Origin of the sequence: Sphingobium sp. ba1 (assembly GCF_000743655.1) — a bacterium.
Lineage (GTDB): Bacteria > Pseudomonadota > Alphaproteobacteria > Sphingomonadales > Sphingomonadaceae > Sphingobium.
On record NZ_JPPQ01000069.1, the window covers coordinates 2,146,358 to 2,164,711 of the forward strand.

Below are 18,354 nucleotides of genomic sequence, written 5' to 3' on the forward strand. Positions count from 1 at the left end.
CGGCGGCCAGGGTGGTCGCGTTCATCTTGGCCGCCCCGCAATGGCGCGCAGCGGCGGACATCAGCACGACCGCATAATCAGCGAAGCTTGATAATCTCATGCCAGTTGCGAACCATTCTTAAATCGGATCAATATCGTCCGATTGGCATTTGGTCCTCTCAGGCTTCGGAATCAAGGGCTAATTAGGATAGGCGGTTGAGCATCGCCACGTCGCTGCCCAGCGAACGGCGCAGCAGGGTGAGCTGGGCGACGGCGGAGGGCTCGTTCTGCAACTGGTGCGGGGTCAGGCCGATGAAGTGCTTGATTTCGCGGATACAATGGGACTGGTCGTAGAAGCCCGCCTCCTCGCATAATTGCTGCCAGCTTTCGCCATCCAGGGCGATTCGCGCGGAACAGCGCAGCGCGCGATATTTGCGCGCCAGCAGCTTGGGCGGCGCACCATAATATTTGTTGGTGAGGCGCGCGAGCTGGCGGGGAGAGAGTTCGGTGGCTTCGGCCAGCGCCTCGATTCGCGGCGATCCTTCGCCCATCAACCAGCCATCGACCGCATCGAGTAAGGCCCAGGTGGTGCCGCGCAGCGGTTTGACCAGGCGGCCAAGCGCGGCCCAGCACCGCGCCGCGATCTCGTCGGCCTCCGTCTCGTCGATCGCCCGCAATTCCGCGAGCAGATCGGCATGGTGCGCACCGCCGACCGCCGCCAGATCGCACAAGCGGTCGGCCAACAGACTGGCGTCGCCGCCATGGAGCGATTGCCACCCGGCGGGCAGGAGGGAGATGCCGACGACCCGGCTGGGCCGGTTTAATTCGAAGCGGGTCGCACCCATGGTTGGGCCGAGCAGACAGACGTCGGGCGTCGGCATCACGACGTCGTCCTGAAAATGATAGTTGCCGCCGCCCGACAGCATGAAACGCAGCTGTGGCACGTCAGCACGGGTGGCGTCGCCATAATGATCGGCGTCCACGGTGAACAGATAAAGCGAACCGAAATAGGCACGCAATTGTTCAGGCGGCGCGAAATAGCGCAGCCGCACCGGTCCCTGCGCGGCGGCCACTGTATAGGACAGCGGACCCCCTTCGTCCGGCAGGGCGACTGCGCCCCCGGCCATTCCGAATTTGTGCAACCCCATTTTTTTCACCCCAAGGGGTTTACTATGCGCCAACTGCACCCGCGCGCAAGTAACATGGTGAAAGAACTGTTACTTTTCTGCCTCGCTACTGCACTGCACATAAAAATGACCCGGCGATTTTCATCGCCGGGTCAGGAAAAGGTCTCATCGGCTGGAAGCCGTCGAGCCTTCGGGTCGCAGGGGTGCTTTACGCCGGAATCGCCGTAATATTATTGGATGAATCAGACATTCCACTGCCCTAAACCGTCTCATTCATGACGTTTCCTGTCATGATATGTCACTAACAGGCGGTTGTGGCGCTTTGGCCACAGCGACTCGACGTGTCGGCGCGACGCTGGCATAGGCACGTCCCATGTCCTATCGTCTGATCCGCCCGCTGCTGTTTGCGCTCGATGCCGAGCGTGCCCATCATCTCTCCCTTGCTGCGCTGCGGATGATGCCGACACGCGCGCCGCTGGCACCCGATCCGATGCTGGCGACCATGGTGGCGGGCATCCGCTTTCCCAATCCGGTCGGATTGGCGGCGGGTTATGACAAGGATGGGCGGATCGCGCACAAGATGCACGGCCTGGGCTTTGGCTTTGCCGAACTGGGAACGCTGACGCCGCTGGCCCAGCCGGGCAATCCGCAGCCGCGCCTGTTCCGGCTGGTCGAGGACAAGGCGGTGATCAACCGGTTCGGTTTCAACAATGGCGGGCAGGGGGCGGCGGCGGATCGTATCGCGCGCTATCGCCGGCCGGTCGGCGACGGCCCCGTGATCGGCATTAATATCGGCGCGAACAAGGATGCGGCCGCCGCCGGGCGGGGCATTGCCGACTATGTCACGGGCGTCACCTGCATGGCGCCGCTCGCCGATTATCTGACGGTCAACATCTCGTCCCCCAATACGCCGGGCCTGCGCGCGCTGCAGGATCGCAGCGCGCTCGACGCCTTGCTGAGTGCCGTAATGGCCGCGCGCGCGCAGGGAGGCCCGCCCATTTTCCTGAAGGTCGCGCCCGACCTGGAACCGGCCGATGTCGAGGATATCGCCGCGGCCTGTATCGACCATCGGGTCGATGCGCTGATCGTGTCCAACACCACCATCACCCGGCCCGCGCTGCGATCGGCCCATGCCGGCGAAGCGGGCGGGCTGTCGGGTGCGCCGCTGACCGACCTGTCGCTGGCGCGGCTGCGCGATTTCCGTCGCTTGCTGGGCGATCGGTTGCCGCTGATCGGGGTGGGGGGCATCGCGACCGGCGCGCAGGCCTATGCCCGCATCCGGGCGGGGGCGTCACTGATCCAGCTTTACAGCGCGCTGGTCTATGAAGGGCCGTATCTGGCGCGGCGGATCAACCGGGAATTGAAGGCGTTGATGGCGCGTGACGGCGTGGCGACGATCGCTGATCTGGTGGGTATCGACGGCTGATCCGTCCAAGGGGCTGGAAAGGGTTGCGATCGGCAACTCCCGCTATAGGGTAAGCCCCATGACATGTCGTTTCACTGGCCTGCTGGCCCCTTTCGCCCTACTTGCTCTGGCTCCGCTGCCCACCGTCGCGCGTGAGCCGGTATCGACCAATGCCACTGTTTCGGCCGCCGATCCGCGCGCGGCGCAGGCGGGGCAGGAGATATTGCGCAAGGGCGGCAGCGCCACCGACGCCGCCATCGCCATGATGCTGACGCTGAACGTGGTCGAGCCGCATAATAGCGGCATCGGCGGCGGCGGTTTCCTGATGCATCATGACGGGGAGACCGGGCTGCTGGAATCGATCGACGGGCGCGAGACGGCACCGGCCGCCGCCCGGCCAGACCGGTTCATGGGGGCCGATGGCCAACCGCTATCCTTCCGCAACGCCTGGCCGGGCGGCTATTCGGTCGGGGTGCCGGGCAATGTGCGGCTGGCGTGGGACGCGCATCGCAAATGGGGCAAGCTGCCCTGGGCCGACCTGTTCCAGCCCGCCATTCGCGCGGCGGAAGAGGGCTATGAAGTGCGCCAGCGGCTCGACACCGCGATGAAGGCGGTCGCGGGGGTGTGGGCCGACTTCCCTGAAATCCAGAAATATTTCTGGATCGAGGGCAAGCCCGCGCCGATGGGCACGATGCTCAAAAACCCGCCGCTCGCCGCGCTGTTCAAGCGGATCGCGGCAGAAGGACCAGACGCTTTCTACAAGGGCGAAAATGCCCGCATCCTGGCGCAAACCGTCACCAATGCGCCCAAGAACCCGGTGCCGATGACGGAAGCGGACATTGCGGGCTATCAGACCAAGTTGCGCAAGCCCGTCTGCGGCAAATATCGCGTCTATACCGTGTGTGGCATGGGGCCGGCTTCGTCGGGCGGCGTCACCGTGCTGGAAATATTGGGCATGGTCGAGCGTTTTCCGCTCGGCACTTGGGGCAAGGATGATCCCCGGTCCTGGCATGTCATCGGCGAGGCGATGCAACTCGCCTATGCCGATCGCGGCACATGGCTGGGCGACCCGGATTTCGTGTCGGTGCCGCTGACGGGGATGATCGATCCCGCCTATCTCAAGCAGCGGTCGGCGCGCATCCGTTTGAACAAGGCGCTCAACGACTATCAGCCCGGCACGCCGCCTGGCGCGCAGCCGCGCACCGCTTCGCGGCCGCAGCCCGAAAGCGGGACAAGCCATTTCGTCGCGGTGGACCGGGATGGGGACATCGCCGCCTGGACATCGACGGTCGAGAGTTTCTTTGGCAGCCAGTTGATCGCGAATGGCGTGATCCTGAACAATGAACTGACCGATTTCAGCTTCACCGCGGAAAAGGACGGCGCGCCGGTCGCCAACCGGGTCGAGCCGGGCAAGCGGCCGCTATCGTCCATGTCGCCGACCATCGTCTATGATGAGGCGGGCACGCCCGTCTTCACCGTCGGCGCGGCGGGGGGCAAGACCATCATCATGCAGGTGGCCAAGGCGCTGATCGCCCATTTCGACTGGGGCCTGTCGGCGCAGGAGTCGATCGCGCATGGGCTGATCTACTTCAACGGCGAAGGGCTGGTGCTGGAACAGGGCACGTCGCTGGAGGCGATGAAGGCACCGCTCGAAAAGCTCGGCCATCGCGTGTCGCTGTCGCGCATGGGGCTTAAGGCCAATGCGGCCGAGCGCCTGCCCGATGGCCGCTGGCAGGGCGCGGCCGATCCGCGCAGTCCGGGCGTATCGTTGCAGGAGTGAGGGCCTTCCTCCCCTGGCAGGGGATGTGGCTGCGCGTAGCCCTGACGGAGGGGTGTCACGCTCTCGATAGGGTGACACCCCTCCACCACTTCGTGGTCCCCCTCCCCTTACAGGGGAGGATTTAAGGGATTTGGCAAAAAAAGAGGGCGGCTCACAGGCCGCCCTTTTCCGTTTACTTTTTGGCGAACCAGGCCGTCAGCGCGGGCTTCAGGCGGGTGCGGGTTTCGATGCGGGTGTTGATCGCGGCGATGGCGCGATCGACCACCTTGCGCGATTCCGGCGTCAGAAATTGGGTGGCATAGGCGTCCAGCTTGGTCGCCATCGCCGGGTCGGCCGATCCGCCGCCCAGCCGCGCGAGCGCCTGGCTGCGGGCCGAAACGTCGATCAGCCCCTCATATTGCGCGCGGTGCGCCAGCACATAGTCGACCGCCAGCATCGGATGCTCATAGCCCACTTGCGAAATGATCGCGGCGCTGGTGGTCTTGCCCGGTTCGTCAGTCAGCGCCAGGTCGAGCGCCTGGCGGGCGAGCTTCTCGTCCTTGGCCCCGCCGAGCAGCGCGTAGAGCGTACTTTTTTCCAGGTCGGTCTTTGCGCCCTTGGCCAGCGCGCGCAGCCTGTCCCAGGTCGCCTGATCGGCATTTTTGGCGATGATCGCCATCCAGACGTTGCGCAGCGGGCCGTCGAGGGCGGCGGGATCGCTCGCCAGTGCGGCGAAGCGGCGATTGGCTTCGGCGACCACGGCCTTGTCACCCATCTCGCCCAGCGTTCCCACCAGCGCCGAGCGCAGGACGGGCACCTGCGGATTTTCACCCGGCTTGGCATCATAGCCGATGCCGGTCAGCACCGGTGTCAGCTTGGCCGACGTGTAGGCTGCGACCTTCGCCTGTCCGGCCTGATCGCCCTCCAGCATCGCATAGGCGCTGTCCAGATAGCCGGGCACCTGCGCCAGCACGGCAGGGGTGGCGGTGGCGGGCACGGCGTCGATCAGGTCGAGCGCCAGGCCCATCGGCTGATACCCGCCAAGGCCCAGCTGGAAATTATCGGCCAGCAAGCCGGTCTGGTCGATTGCGGGCAGCCTGGTGAAACCGGCGGCCAGCGCCTCGACATTGGCGGCGGGGTAGAGCGAGCGATAATAGCCCGTCTGCCCGGCATTGACGACATAGGCGCTGCAGCCCGGCAGCGTCATCTGCCCCTTGCCCTGCAGGATCAGCCGCTGTGGCGCGCCGCCGATGGTCTGCGCCATGACGGGCACGTTCCAGCTCAAGGGGGTCTTGTCCTTCTTGTCGCGGCTGAACTCGCCTTGGCTCAGCGTCAGCAGCGTGTTGCCGCCCTGGCATTGCGCGCTATCGACCTTCACCAGCGGGATGCCGGGCTTCGACGTGAAGTCATGCGCGATCGACACCAACCCCTTGGCGCCTGCGCCCTCTACCGCCTTCCACAGGTCGTCGGTGACGGTGTTGCCATAGGCATGGGCCTTCATATAGCTGCGGATGCCGGTCTTCCACACATCCTCGCCGGCATAGCCTTCCAGCATGGTGATGACGGCTTCACCCTTCTGATAGGTGATGGCGTCGAACGCCTGGTTCACCTGATCAACGGTGGTGATCTTCTGAACGACGGGGTGGGTGGTGGCGAGCGAGTCGAGGCTCATTGCCGCCTCGCGACCATCGACGCGGGTCAGCAGCATTTGCCAGTCGGGCTGCAACTTGTCGGTGACCTTGGTCGCCATCCAGCTCGCAAAGCCTTCGTTCAGCCATAGATCGTCCCACCAGGCCATGGTGACGAGGTCGCCAAACCATTGATGCGCCATTTCATGCGCGACGGTTTCATAGATGCGGCGCTTGGTCACCTCCGACGTAAAGCGCGGATCGACGAGCAGGGCGCGCTCGAAGGTGAAGATCGCGCCCCAATTTTCCATCGCGCTGAAAAACTGGCTCTGGCCGGGGCCAGCGACATTGTCGAGCTTGGGCAGCGGATAGGGGACGCCGAAATAATCGTTGAAATAGGGCAGGATCGACACCGATGCGTCGAGCGCCAGTTGCGCCTTGCCCGTATTGCCCTTGCCGGTAATCACGCCGATTTCGGTCGCGCCGGACATCTTGGTCGCGCGTTCCAGTTCGCCGAGGCCGAAGAAGAGCAGGTAGGACGACATTTTGGGGCTGGTGCCGAACGTCACCTGCGTCTTGCCGCCGCCCAGATCCTTGGTCGATGTGACCGGCATGTTGCCGACGGCCAGTTCGCCGGTGGGGATGATGGCAGACAGGTCAAAAGTCGCCTTGTAGCTTGGCTCGTCCCAGCTCGGCACGAAGCGGCGCGCGTCGGGCGCTTCGAACTGGGTGAAGAGCGCGCGCTTCGCTGCGCCGTCATTGTCGGTATAGTCGAGCGCGAACAGGCCGTTCGCCTGGGTGTTGATGACGCCGGCATAGGTGATGGCGAGCTTATAATTGCCGGGTGCCAGCGGCTTGCCGAAGTCGAGCGTCACCGTCTGTGCATCGGCATCGACCTTGGCCATGCCCTTGATTGCCTTGCCCTTGGCAGGCGTCAGCATGACATCGCCAAAGGTCAGGTCGGCGGCGTTCAGCACCAGCGTCGGCATGGCCGTGCTGACGGCGACGTCGATCGTCACCTTGCCGGTGAACTTCAGATTGGCGGCGTCGGGGGTGACGGTGATCGCATAATGGCTGGGCACGGCGCCGCGCGGCAATTGGGTGGTGATCCCGGCAGCGGGGCCGGCAGGAGCCGTCTGCGCCAGCGCGGGCGTGGCAAGGGCGATGGGGGCGGCGGCCAGCAGCAGCGGCAGGATTTTGGCGAGGGACATAGGCTTTTGAGACTCCGACACGTCTTGACGGCGCGGCCACATGGCTCTGCGCCCTGATGCAACGCGGGATCAACCGTTTCGCTGCGTCGGTCAAGCGATGTAATGCTATTACAACGTCGTTGGTCGAACCCGAACGCCCGTTGGTCGGCGGGTGCCTACAGCATCCGCCGCATCACATTGTCCTTGAGCAGATAATGATGCCGCAGCGCCGCGCCGATATGGAGTAGGATCAACGCCGCCCAGATGAAGCCCATAATCTCATGCCCTTCGCCCGCCAGATCGACGATCAGGTCGCCCTTGGTCACTGGAAATTTGGGGACGTCGAACAGGAAGAACCAGTTCAAGGGTCGCGTGCCCGCCGACGTCATGATCCAGCCCGACAGGGGCAGCACGATCATGAAGATATAGAAGAGCGCGTGGGTGGCGTGCGCCGCGCCTTTTTCCCAACTGGGCATGGCGACGGTCAAGCGCGGCGCGGGATTGGCCAGCCGCCAGACGATCCGCACCAAAGTCAGCGCCAGGACGGTCAGCCCGATCGACTTGTGGATCGGGATCACTGCCCAATCCTTGGGCAGCGCATCATGGCCAATGCCAAGCACCAGGGCGAGGATGATGAGCAAGGCCATGGCCCAATGCAGGGCGCGGGCGACTCCATTATAGCGGTCCATGGCAGCGCTTCCTTCTGTTCGTTTCCTAACCGTGACGATTGGCGACCAGATTGTCCACCACCGAAGGATCGGCCAGGGTGCTGGTATCGCCTAGCGCTTGCGCGGAGACCTCGCCTTCCGCAATTTTACGTAGGATGCGGCGCATGATCTTGCCGGAGCGGGTCTTGGGCAGGCCGGGCGCGAACTGGATGACATCGGGGGTGGCGATCGGGCCGATTTCGCTGCGGACCCATTTGACCAGCGTCTGGCGCAATGTGTCGTCCGGCTCGATCCCGGCATTCAACGTGACATAGGCATAGATGCCCTGTCCCTTGATATCATGGGGAAAGCCGACCACCGCCGCTTCGGCGACGCTTTCGTGCAATACCAGCGCGCTTTCGACCTCCGCCGTGCCCATGCGATGGCCCGATACGTTGATGACGTCATCGACGCGGCCCGTGATCCAATAATAGCCATCCGCATCGCGGCGCGCGCCGTCGCCGGTGGTATATTTGCCGGGATAGGTGGTGAAATAGGTCTGGAAGAAGCGGTCATGGTCGCCATAGACGGTGCGCATCTGCCCCGGCCAACTGCGCGCGATGACGAGATTGCCCTCGGTCGCGCCTTCCAGCACCTGCCCCTCGGTATCGACGATCTGCGGCAGCACGCCCGGCATGGGCAAGGTGGCGGAACCGGGTTTGAGGTCGGTCGCGCCCGGCATCGGCGCGATCATCGCGCCGCCGGTTTCAGTCTGCCACCAGGTATCGATGATCGGGCAGCGGCCTTCGCCCACGATACCATGATACCAGCGCCATGCCTCCGGGTTGATCGGTTCGCCGACGGTTCCGAGCAGGCGGAGCGAGGCGCGGCTGGTCGCCTTCACATGGGCGTCGCCCTCCTTCATCAGCGCGCGCAGCGCGGTGGGGGCGGTGAAGAGGGTCTGGACCTGATGCCGGTCCACCACTTCCCACATCCGCGCCGGGGTCGGCCAGTTGGGCACGCCTTCATACATCAGCGTCGTCGCCCCGTTCGTCAGCGGGCCATAGACGATATAGCTGTGCCCCGTGACCCAGCCGATATCCGCCGCGCACCAGTAGATGTCGCCGGGCCGATAGTCGAAGCAGAGTTCATGGGTGAGCGCGGCCCAGAGCAGATAGCCCCCCGATGTGTGCAGCACGCCCTTGGGCTTGCCGGTCGATCCCGACGTGTAGAGGATGAACAGCGGGTCTTCGGCCTGCATGGGTTCGGGCGGGCAGTCGGCCTCGACGCTCGCTGTCGCCTCATGCAGCCACAGGTCGCGGCCTTCCGCCATCGTCACCGCGCCGCCGGTCGCCTGCACGACCACGACATGTTTGACGCCGGGGCAATGGGCGAGCGCGGCATCGACATTGGCTTTCAGCGGCACGGTCTTGCCCGCGCGGCGGCCTTCGTCGGCGGTGATGACCAGCGTCGAATCGCAATCGATGACGCGGCCCGCCAGCGCTTCGGGCGAAAAGCCGCCGAACACCACGCTATGCACCGCGCCGATCCGCGCGCAGGCGAGCAGGGCGATGGCGGCCTCCGGGATCATCGGCATATAGATGGTGATGCGGTCGCCTTTGCGCGCGCCAGCGCTTTTCAGGACATTGGCGAAACGGCACACTTCTTCATGGAGTTGGCGATAGGTGTAGCGGCGCGGTGCCTCGTCGGGGCTGTCCGGTTCCCACAGGATCGCGACCTGATCGCCGCGCGTCGCCAGATGGCGATCGATGCAGTTGGCGCTGACGTTGAGCACCCCGTCCGCGAACCATTGGATGCCGAAATCCGCCTCGGCAAAGCTGCTTTCGTCGCTTTTGGTCGGCGGCGTGATCCAGTCGAGCCGGTGGGCACGCTCCAGCCAATAGTCGTGGGGCGCCTCGATCGAACGCGCATAGTCGGCATCACGCGCGGCCCGGTCCATGAGCGCGCTGCTGGCCCAGTCCCCCGGCACCGGGAAGAAATCGTCAGGCATGGGGGCATCCTTTCCATCGCGTAATCATTATCGCAGTCTCTTCTATCGTCCCGCCCGGCGGATCGGAAGGTCGGACCATGCCGTTTCTTGCCATGCTTTTGGACGATATGACCGAAATTGTTGAGGCGGCTTCCGCCATTTTGCCGCTTCCCCCCCGACCCGCGCGCGCCTAACAAGGATCGCCTATGTGGCTGCTTTATCAATTTCCGCTTTGCCCCTTCTCTCGCAAGGTCCGGCTGCTGCTGGGCGAAAAGGGGATCGGCTATGATCTGGTCCGCGAATCGCCCTGGGCGATGCGCGACGAATTTCTCGACCTCAATCCGGCTGGCACCACGCCGGTCATGGCCGATCATGACAAGGGTCTGACCCTGATCGACAGCCAGGCGATCTGCGAATATTTCGAGGAAACGGTGGAAAAGGTGCCGCTGATTTCCGGCACCGCCGCCGGGCGCGCTGAAGTGCGGCGGCTGACCGCCTTTTTCGACCAGAATTTCTATGGCGACGTGGTCGGCCCGCTGCTGCACGAACGGATGAAGAAACGGCTGATCGAGCGCGCGCCGCCCGAAGCCCGCATCCTGCGCGAAGCGATGAAGCGCGCGAATGTGCATATGGATTATATGGACTATCTGCTCGACCATCGTAGCTGGATGGCAGGCGGTACGCTCAGCCTCGCGGACATCGCGGCGGCGGCGCATCTGTCGGTCGCGGACTATCTGGGCGGGATCGACTGGCAGGGGCATGAGCCGGTGCGGCGCTGGTATGCCGGCTTCAAGTCGCGCCCGTCCTTCCGCCCGCTATTGTCCGAGCGGATGGAAGTGATCGCGCCGCCGCCCCATTATGAAAAGCCTGATTTTTAAGAGCGTCTGGCAATATTATGGTCGGCTTGCCGCCGTCACGAACGGCTGGACGATGCTGAAAACGTCGCCCGCGGACCGAAAGCAGCCTACCCCTTCTTGTCCTCGTCCACCATGTCGGATGCCAGTTCCAGCCCCGCGCGGCCATGCGCGGCGGTGTGGGCGGGGGCTTTGGGATGGGGGACGTCGATGGGTTCCTCGACCTCCAGCATTCCTTCCCATTTGGTGATGACCGACGTGGCGATGGCGTTGCCCAGCACGTTGGTTGCGGTGCGGCCCATGTCCATGAAGTGATCGACCGCCAGGATGAAGGCTACGCCCTCGACCGGCAGGTCGAACTGGCCCAGCGTCGCGGCGACCACCACCAAGGATGCGCGCGGCACGGCGGCGATGCCTTTGCTGGTCACCATCAACACCAGCAGAATCGTGATCTGCGTCGCGATCGGCAGGTCGATGCCATAGGCTTGCGCGATGAAGATCGTCGCGAAGGTCGCATACATCATCGAGCCGTCGAGGTTGAAGCTGTAGCCGAGCGGCAGCACGAAGCTATAGATGCGGCGCGGCACGCCGAACCGATCGAGCTGTTCCAGCATCTTGGGATAGGCGGCTTCCGACGAGGCGGTGGAGAAGGCGATCAGGATCGGTTCGCGGACATAGCGGATCAGCGTGAACATCCGCTTGCCCAGGAACACCGATCCCGCCGCGAACAGCAGCAGCCAGAGGCAGAAAAGCGCGATGTAGAATTCGCCGATCAACTCGCCGAACGTGACCAGCACGCCCAGCCCTTCGGTGGTGATCACCGACGCCAAGGCACCGAACACCGCGAAGGGCGCGACGCGCATCACATAGCCCGTCACCTGCAGCATCAGTTCGACCATCGCCTCGATCACGCCCACGATGGGTTTGCCCTTCTCGCCGATCGCGGTCAGCGCGACGCCGACGAACAGCGAGAAGACGACGATCTGGAGGATCGAATTTTCCGCCATCGCGCCGACCATGGACGTCGGAAAGACATGGAGGATGAAGTCGCGGAAATTGAGCGATTCGGTATTTACGCCCGATTCCGCACCGTTGCGGACCAGGTTCAGCCCTTCGCCCGGTGCGAAGAAATTGACGAACACGAGGCCCAGCGTCAGCGAAATCAGGCTGGCGATGACGAACCAGGCAAGCGCCCGCCCGCCGATGCGCCCCAGCGCTGCGCTGTCGCCCATATGGGCGATGCCCGCAACCAGCGTGGAGAAGACCAGCGGCGCGATGATCATCTTGATCAAATGCAGAAAGATGTCGGCCAGCAGGTGGAAATAGCCCGCGACCTGCTTGGCCAGCGTTTCGTCGCCACCCACCCACAGGTTCGCGGCGAACCCTACGATCACCCCAAGGACCATGCCGGTGAGGATGAAGGCCGTCAGTCTGTTGCGCATCTATTCCCTCATGAGCCGCGCGGACGCGGCTCGCAATATTATTACAACCGTCAGGGAACACCTAACAGGCGCATCGACCACCCGCAATCGGCGTGCGGCCCCCGCCTTGAGATAGACGAACAAGCTGCCGCTTTCCGCGCCTCGGTTCATCCCAAAGGGCGCAATCCGCGACTATCAGGGGTAGAGCAGCCCTTCGGTCCAGCCCGCATCGTCCCGTGTGAACAGGCGGCGTTCGTGCAGGCGATGTTCGCGGTCCTGCCAGAATTCGATGCGTTCAGGGGCGAGGCGGAAGCCGGACCAATGCGGCGGACGCGGCACCGGCTGGCCCTCGAACCGCGTATTGGCTTCTTCGAACCGGGCCATGAAGATTTCGCGCGAGGGCAGGGGGCGGGACTGGTCGGAGGCCCAGGCCCCCAGTTGGCTGTCGCGGCTCCGCGTCGCGAAATAGGCATCGGCCGTGGCATCATCGACTGGCCCGACGGCCCCTTCGATCCGTATCTGTCGCCGCATCGATTTCCAGTGGAAGAGCAGGGCAGCATGGGGATTTTCGGCCAGGTCGCCCGCCTTGCGCCCTTCGAAATTGGTGTAGAAGATAAAGCCATCCGGTCCATGGCCCTTCAACAAGACCATGCGGACGGAAGGACAACCACGCGCATCGGCGGTCGCCAGCGCCATGGCGTTGCTGTCGTTGATTTCGGTTTCACGCGCCTGGCTGTACCAGTCGTCGAACAAGGCAAAAGGATCGATCATGTCCCACTGTCTAGGCGGGCGATGGGATAGTGTCGATACGGGCTATTGCGCAACTTGAACCGACGCGCCGCTTTCGCCACATAGGACGGCAATTCCCTGTCCCAGAACAAGAGGCACCAGAGTATCGATGGCTGATCCCTATTCCACCCTTGGCGTTGCGCGCGGCGCGACCGAGGCAGAGATCAAGTCGGCCTATCGCAAGCTGGCCAAGGAACTGCACCCCGACAAGAATAAGGACAATCCCAAGGCGTCGGAGAAATTTTCCGCTGCCACCAATGCCTATGATCTGTTGTCCGACAAGGACAAGCGCGCCCGCTTCGACCGGGGCGAGATTGACGGCGATGGCAATCCGACCGCGCCCTTCGGCTTTGGCGGCGGTGGCGGTGGCGGCGGTTTTCGCGGCCAGCCGGGCGGCGGCTTCGATCAAGGCGGCGCGGATTTCGGCGATATTTTCGAAGGCTTGTTCGGCGGCGCGGGTCGCCGCGCAGGTGGCGGCGGTTTTGGCCGACAGGCGCCGCCGCCCAAGGGCGCGAATGTCGCCTATCGCCTGGCGGTGCAGTTCACCGATGCTGCGACTTTGGCGCCCCAGCGGATCACGCTGCAAGATGGCAAGACCATCGACCTCAAACTGCCCGCCGGGGTCGAAACCGGCACGCAGATGCGCCTGTCGGGCAAGGGGCAGGCGGGGCCGGGGGGCGCAGGGGACGCGATCGTCACGATCGAGGTGAAGCCCCATCCCTTCTTCACCCGCGATGGCGACAATGTCCTGCTCGATCTGCCGATCACGCTCGACGAGGCGGTGAAGGGTGGCAAGGTCAAGGTGCCGACTGTCGATGGCGCGGTGATGCTGGGCGTGCCGACGGGTGCGACGTCGGGCAAGACGCTGCGGCTGCGGGGCAAGGGCTTTACCGGCAAGGACGGCGCGCGCGGGGATCAGCTTGTGACCCTGCAAATCGATGTGCCCGCCGATGATCCCGCGATCCGGGCGCTGGTCGAAAGCTGGCAGGACAGCCGACCCGTGCGTGCCCATCTCGGCGTTTGAGGCGTTAGGGGGCGGATGCCGCTGAATTCGCCCTATACGCCCGAATCCCGCCGCCATATGGCGGCACGGACACGCGCCCATTTCCATCGCCATATGAAGCGGGTGCGCCCCGGATCGCAAGCGTTCGAGGTGATGAAGCGGGTCGCTGTCGGCACCTATAGCGATGGCTTCATTCACGCCGGGAATCTTGCCTATCTCTCGCTGATGACGCTGTTTCCCTTTTTCATCGTCGCGGCAGCGGTGGCGAGTATCTTCGGCCGCACCGAAGATGGCCTGGCCGCGGTCAACGCCTTCCTGACAACGGTTCCACGCGGCGTCGCCGATGTCGTGCGCCAACCGATCAGCGATGTACTCAATGCCCGGTCCGGCCCTTTGCTCTGGCTGGGCGGCTTCGTGGGTCTGTGGACCGTCGGCAGTCTCATCGAAACCATCCGCGACATATTGCGCCGTGCCTATGGCACCAAAAGCACCAAATCCTTCTGGCATTATCGGCTGAGCGCGGTCGGCATCACTTTGGCCAGCGTCGTGGCCGTGATGTTCGCCTTCTCACTCCAGGTGGTGATCACGGGCATCGACCAGTTTCTGACCCATCTCCTTCCCTGGGCCGATGATGCCATCGCGCTCGTTGCGTCGGCCAAGCTGGTGCCAATGGTGGTCGTCTGCGTGGCGCTCTGGTCGCTGTTCGTGTCGCTGACGCCGACATTATATAAGGATCGTCGCTTCCCCAAATGGCCCGGCGCGGTCGCGACGTCGCTCTGGTGGTATGGCACGACATTGCTCTTGCCGCCGACCCTGTCGCTGCTGGGCGGCTATGACCGGACCTATGGCAGCCTGGCCGGCGTCATGATCACGCTCATTTTTTTCTTCCTAGTCGGGCTTGGCGTGGTAATTGGCGCGGAATTGAATGCGGCGCTGGCGGAATTTCCCGAAGAGGAAGTGGCCTTGCTGCCCGAAGACCAAGGGAACGGAACGAAGATATGAACGGCTTGATGGCGGGTAAACGCGGCCTCATCATGGGTCTGGCGAACGACAAGTCGTTGGCTTGGGGCATCGCCAAATCCTTGCATGAACAGGGCGCAGAGATGGCCTTTTCCTATCAGGGCGACGCGCTCGCCAAGCGGGTCCGTCCTTTGGCGGAGCAGGTAGGATCGGACTTCCTGATCGATTGCGACGTGACGGACATGGACAAGCTCGACGCCGCCTTTGCGGAGATTGAGGCGCGCTGGGGCACGCTCGACTTCGTCGTTCACGCGATTGGTTTTTCGGACAAGAACGAGCTGCGCGGCCTCTATGTCGATACCAGCCTCGACAACTTCCTGATGACCATGAACGTGTCTGCTTACAGTTTCGTGGCAGTCACGCGCCGCGCCCGCGCGCTGATGCCCAATGGCGGTAGCATCCTGACGCTCAGCTATTACGGTGCGGAAAAGGTCATTCCCCATTATAATGTCATGGGCGTGGCCAAGGCGGCGCTGGAAACCAGCGTCAAATATCTGGCGATGGATCTGGGTCGCGAAAATATCCGCGTCAATGCCATCTCGGCTGGTCCGATCAAGACGCTGGCGGCCAGCGGCATCGGCGACTTCCGCTATATCCTCAAATGGAACGAACTGAACGCCCCGCTGCGTCGCAATGTGACCATCGAGGATGTCGGCGGCGCAGGCTTGTATCTGCTGTCGGACCTGGCCAGCGGCGTGACCGGCGAAATCCACCATGTCGATGCAGGCTATAATGTCATCGGCATGAAAGCCGAAGACGCCCCCGACATCGCGCTCGACAAATGAGCGTCAACACTTTCGGTCGCATGTTCCGCTTCACTACCTGGGGCGAGAGCCATGGTCCGGCGATCGGCGCGGTCGTGGACGGCTGCCCGCCCGGCCTGCCGCTCAGCGAAGCGGACATCCAGCCCTGGCTCGACCTGCGCAAGCCCGGCACGTCCAAATTCACTACCCAGCGTCGCGAGGCGGATGAGGTTCGCATTCTGTCGGGGGTGTTCGAAGGGCGGACGACCGGCACGCCGATCAGCTTGATGATCGAGAATACCGACCAGCGCTCCAAGGATTATTCGGACGTCGCCAAGGCCTACCGTCCCGGCCATGCCGACTATGCCTATGACGCTAAATATGGCTTTCGCGACTATCGCGGTGGCGGGCGATCGTCGGCGCGGGAAACCGCCTCGCGGGTCGCGGCAGGCGCGGTAGCGCGCGCGGTCATCCCTGATGTCGATATCTTCGCCTATGTGAGCGCGATCGGCGGCGACGCGATTGATTATGATAATTTCGACGCGGCGCAGATTGGCCAGAATCCTTTCTTCTGCCCTGACCCGGAAGCGGCCGTCCGCTGGGAAAAACTGGTGGACGATGCTCGACGCGATGGCTCCTCACTCGGCGCGATCGTAGAATGCGTCGCCAGTGGCGTTCCGGCCGGTTGGGGCGCGCCGCTCTATGCCAAGCTCGATAGCGAACTGGCCGCCGCGATGATGAGCATCAACGCGGTCAAGGGCGTCGAGATTGGCGACGGGTTCGCGGCTGCCAGCCTGCGCGGCGAGCAAAATGCCGACCCGATGCGTCCCGGCCCCGATGGACCGACTTTCCTCGCCAATCATGCCGGTGGCATTGCGGGTGGCATCGCCACGGGCCAGCCGATCAAGCTGCGCGTCGCCTTCAAGCCCACCAGTTCGATCCTGATCCCGGTCGAAACCGTGACGCGCGATGGCGCGGCGTCCGACATCATCACCAAGGGCCGCCATGACCCCTGTGTCGGCATCCGCGGTGTGCCCGTGGTCGAAGCGATGATGGCGCTGGTGCTGGCCGACCAGAAATTGCTTCACCGCGCCCAATGCGGGGAATGACGCGCCGAACCGACCGTAAAAAAACGAGACGACTCACTTTTGTTACGATAGAATGACGCCATCGCCTGTTCGACGGGCAAGCGGCAGAGCGTAAGCCTGGGGAGCGTCACCACGTATTGCGTGGATTGACGGTCAAAACGTCCCCTGACCGCCGCGACACGGGCCAGCCATGCAACCATGGCTGGCCCATTTCGTTTCAGCCCGGCAAGATCAGCGGCCAGCGCCAATCTTGTTGGGGACAGGGGCATCATGCATTTCATCACCGCGCTGCTGGGCGTGTATCGGGCTGAAATCGGCTTGGCGGTTCTGGCCGCCATGTTCATCGCTTTCGTGCGCGAACGCTATTCGCCTACGGTCATCGCGGTGGTGGGCGCTTGCGTTTTCGCGCTGCTCGGCATGCTGGATGAAAAGGCGATGTTTTCCGTCTTTTCCAACAGTGCGCCGTTGACCGTCGGGGCGATGTTCATCCTGTCGGGCGCGTTGATCCGTACCGGTGTCATCAGCCGCGTCGCCGACCTTATCATGACGCGCGCGGAAAAGCATCCCCGGCTTGCCCTTGCCGAAGTGGCGATCGGCACGATCATCCTGTCGGCCTTCCTCAACAATACGCCCGTGGTCGTGATCCTGATCCCGATCATGTTCAAATTGGCGCAGGCGACCGGCTATCCGGTCAAGAAGCTGCTGATCCCGATGAACACCGTCGCGGTGCTGGGCGGCTGCCTGACGCTCGTCGGTACGTCGACCAACCTGATCGTCGCGGGCATTGCCGCGGACCAGGGCATGGCCCCGTTCGGCATTTTCGACATCACCCTTTATGGCCTCGCTGGAACCCTGGCAGGCGTCGGCGCGCTGCTGCTGCTGTCCTTCCTGCTGCCAAGCGACCCGCCTACCATTGCCGGAGAAAATGGCGGTAATGTGCAGGATTATCTGACCGAATTGGTGGTGCCGCAGGATAGCGATCTGGTTGGCCGGGACGTCAGCACGCTCGGCATGTTCGGGCGGTCGGTCAAGCTGCTCGGCATCAAGCGCGGCGGTGACATTCGTCGCCGCGAGCTGATGGAAGAAGAACTGCATAGCGGCGACCGGCTGATCGTCCGCGCCGATGGAGCGGCGATCATGACGCTGCGGGAGGCTGGTGACTTCGACCTCGGCATTGCCGCCGATTCGCGCACGTCGGGGCAGGAGGGGACGGTCGTCGAGGCGATGGTCGCGCCCAGCCATCCTTCCATTGGCGAACGGCTGGCGGATATTCCCTTCCTCCATGCGCTGCGCGTGCGGATCATCGGTATTCATCGCGCGCGCCATTTGTCCGGTCCCGACCTGTCCAATACGCGGGTGCGCGGTGCCGACCGGTTGCTGATTGCGGGTAGCGACGATGCGATGCGGTCGTTGCGCGACAATCCGCATCTGATCGGTGTCGATGTCAGCCGGGTGCGCGCCTTCCGTCGCAAGAAGGCGTGGATTGCGATCGTTGCGATGGCAGGCGTGGTCCTGCTCTCGGCGCTCGACGTCATCGGCATCGGCCTGGCTGCCGTCATCGCCGTTGGTCTCATCCTGCTCAGCCGTTGCATCGACCCGGAAGAGGCCTGGGGCGCGATCGACGGCGACGTGCTGATCCTGATCTTTGCGATGCTGGCGGTCGGGCTGGCGCTCGAACAGGCGGGCAGCGTCGCCTTGATGGTCGGCTGGA

General features: G+C 63.8%; 14 protein-coding genes and 1 pseudogene. 8 read left to right on the forward strand and 7 right to left on the reverse strand.

Translation table 11 applies throughout. The annotated features are described in order from the left end of the window. Together IL54_RS25435 and IL54_RS13490 are read right to left on the reverse strand one after the other, a co-directional pair. A pseudogene (locus IL54_RS25435) lies at positions 1-100 on the reverse strand (AsnC family transcriptional regulator); the annotation flags it as partial. An 82-nt stretch (positions 101-182) separates the two neighbouring features. Then, entirely contained in the window at positions 183-1,127 is a 945-nt protein-coding gene (locus IL54_RS13490; RefSeq protein WP_037476358.1) for a helix-turn-helix domain-containing protein, read from the reverse strand. Positions 1,128-1,479: 352 nt separating this feature from the next. Between IL54_RS13490 and IL54_RS13495 the strand changes: the two genes are divergently transcribed. Continuing rightward, positions 1,480-2,532, forward strand: coding sequence for a quinone-dependent dihydroorotate dehydrogenase (locus IL54_RS13495; protein WP_037476360.1), 1,053 nt, complete (start codon positions 1,480-1,482; stop codon positions 2,530-2,532). Between the two features lie 58 nt (positions 2,533-2,590). Continuing rightward, positions 2,591-4,291 carry a gamma-glutamyltransferase gene (ggt, locus tag IL54_RS13500; RefSeq protein WP_037476362.1) on the forward strand — a complete coding sequence of 567 codons (1,701 nt, stop codon included), beginning with the start codon at positions 2,591-2,593 and terminating at the stop codon, positions 4,289-4,291. 172 nt (positions 4,292-4,463) lie between these two features. Here the strand turns inward: ggt and IL54_RS13505 are convergent, their stop codons facing one another. The 3 genes from IL54_RS13505 to acs all read right to left on the reverse strand — a co-directional run bounded on the left by IL54_RS13505 (position 4,464) and on the right by acs (position 9,746). Beyond that, complete coding sequence (locus IL54_RS13505; RefSeq protein ID WP_037476364.1) at positions 4,464-7,109, reverse strand: M1 family metallopeptidase; 2,646 nt, start codon at positions 7,107-7,109, stop codon at positions 4,464-4,466. A gap of 155 nt (positions 7,110-7,264) precedes the next feature. Further along, positions 7,265-7,777, reverse strand: coding sequence for a cytochrome b (locus IL54_RS13510; protein WP_037476366.1), 513 nt, complete (start codon positions 7,775-7,777; stop codon positions 7,265-7,267). A gap of 25 nt (positions 7,778-7,802) precedes the next feature. Then, positions 7,803-9,746 (reverse strand): acetate--CoA ligase, encoded by a 1,944-nt coding sequence (acs, locus tag IL54_RS13515; protein WP_037476368.1) that lies wholly within the window; start codon positions 9,744-9,746, stop codon positions 7,803-7,805. Between the two features lie 185 nt (positions 9,747-9,931). Here acs and IL54_RS13520 point away from each other — a divergent pair, with 185 nt between their 5' ends. Next, the gene (locus IL54_RS13520; RefSeq protein ID WP_037476369.1) at positions 9,932-10,603 is read left to right on the forward strand and encodes a glutathione S-transferase family protein; all 672 of its coding nucleotides are present in this window, start codon (positions 9,932-9,934) and stop codon (positions 10,601-10,603) included. Between the two features lie 86 nt (positions 10,604-10,689). Here the strand turns inward: IL54_RS13520 and IL54_RS13525 are convergent, their stop codons facing one another. After that, on the reverse strand, positions 10,690-12,021 hold the full coding sequence (locus IL54_RS13525) for a dicarboxylate/amino acid:cation symporter (protein WP_037476370.1): 1,332 nt from the start codon (positions 12,019-12,021) through the stop codon (positions 10,690-10,692). Between the two features lie 174 nt (positions 12,022-12,195). Continuing rightward, positions 12,196-12,771 (reverse strand): pyridoxamine 5'-phosphate oxidase, encoded by a 576-nt coding sequence (pdxH, locus tag IL54_RS13530; RefSeq protein WP_037476371.1) that lies wholly within the window; start codon positions 12,769-12,771, stop codon positions 12,196-12,198. A 127-nt stretch (positions 12,772-12,898) separates the two neighbouring features. Here pdxH and IL54_RS13535 point away from each other — a divergent pair, with 127 nt between their 5' ends. From IL54_RS13535 to IL54_RS13555, 5 genes are all read left to right on the forward strand, one after another. After that, positions 12,899-13,813, forward strand: a complete 915-nt coding sequence (locus IL54_RS13535) for a DnaJ C-terminal domain-containing protein (protein WP_037476373.1) — start codon at positions 12,899-12,901, stop codon at positions 13,811-13,813. A gap of 15 nt (positions 13,814-13,828) precedes the next feature. Continuing rightward, complete coding sequence (locus tag IL54_RS13540) at positions 13,829-14,794, forward strand: YihY/virulence factor BrkB family protein (RefSeq protein WP_193378853.1); 966 nt, start codon at positions 13,829-13,831, stop codon at positions 14,792-14,794. Continuing rightward, complete coding sequence (gene fabI / locus IL54_RS13545) at positions 14,791-15,597, forward strand: enoyl-ACP reductase FabI (RefSeq protein WP_037476375.1); 807 nt, start codon at positions 14,791-14,793, stop codon at positions 15,595-15,597. The genes IL54_RS13540 and fabI overlap by 4 nt, the downstream gene beginning before the upstream one ends. After that, complete coding sequence (aroC, locus tag IL54_RS13550; RefSeq protein ID WP_037476377.1) at positions 15,594-16,664, forward strand: chorismate synthase; 1,071 nt, start codon at positions 15,594-15,596, stop codon at positions 16,662-16,664. Before fabI ends, aroC begins: the two co-directional genes overlap by 4 nt. 249 nt (positions 16,665-16,913) lie before the next feature. Further along, the coding region (locus tag IL54_RS13555) for an SLC13 family permease (RefSeq protein ID WP_037478660.1) at positions 16,914-18,354 on the forward strand (1,441 nt) is incomplete at its 3' end.

Excerpts from the sequence above, each read along its gene's own strand:
- IL54_RS13490 (WP_037476358.1), bottom strand. The coding sequence starts at position 1,127 with ATGGGGTTGCACAAATTCGGAATGGCCGGGGGCGCAGTCGCCCTGCCG.
- IL54_RS13495 (WP_037476360.1), top strand. The coding sequence starts at position 1,480 with ATGTCCTATCGTCTGATCCGCCCGCTGCTGTTTGCGCTCGATGCCGAG.
- ggt (WP_037476362.1), top strand. The coding sequence starts at position 2,591 with ATGACATGTCGTTTCACTGGCCTGCTGGCCCCTTTCGCCCTACTTGCT.
- IL54_RS13505 (WP_037476364.1), bottom strand. The coding sequence starts at position 7,109 with ATGTCCCTCGCCAAAATCCTGCCGCTGCTGCTGGCCGCCGCCCCCATC.
- IL54_RS13510 (WP_037476366.1), bottom strand. The coding sequence starts at position 7,777 with ATGGACCGCTATAATGGAGTCGCCCGCGCCCTGCATTGGGCCATGGCC.
- acs (WP_037476368.1), bottom strand. The coding sequence starts at position 9,746 with ATGCCTGACGATTTCTTCCCGGTGCCGGGGGACTGGGCCAGCAGCGCG.
- IL54_RS13520 (WP_037476369.1), top strand. The coding sequence starts at position 9,932 with ATGTGGCTGCTTTATCAATTTCCGCTTTGCCCCTTCTCTCGCAAGGTC.
- IL54_RS13525 (WP_037476370.1), bottom strand. The coding sequence starts at position 12,021 with ATGCGCAACAGACTGACGGCCTTCATCCTCACCGGCATGGTCCTTGGG.
- pdxH (WP_037476371.1), bottom strand. The coding sequence starts at position 12,771 with ATGATCGATCCTTTTGCCTTGTTCGACGACTGGTACAGCCAGGCGCGT.
- IL54_RS13535 (WP_037476373.1), top strand. The coding sequence starts at position 12,899 with ATGGCTGATCCCTATTCCACCCTTGGCGTTGCGCGCGGCGCGACCGAG.
- IL54_RS13540 (WP_193378853.1), top strand. The coding sequence starts at position 13,829 with ATGCCGCTGAATTCGCCCTATACGCCCGAATCCCGCCGCCATATGGCG.
- fabI (WP_037476375.1), top strand. The coding sequence starts at position 14,791 with ATGAACGGCTTGATGGCGGGTAAACGCGGCCTCATCATGGGTCTGGCG.
- aroC (WP_037476377.1), top strand. The coding sequence starts at position 15,594 with ATGAGCGTCAACACTTTCGGTCGCATGTTCCGCTTCACTACCTGGGGC.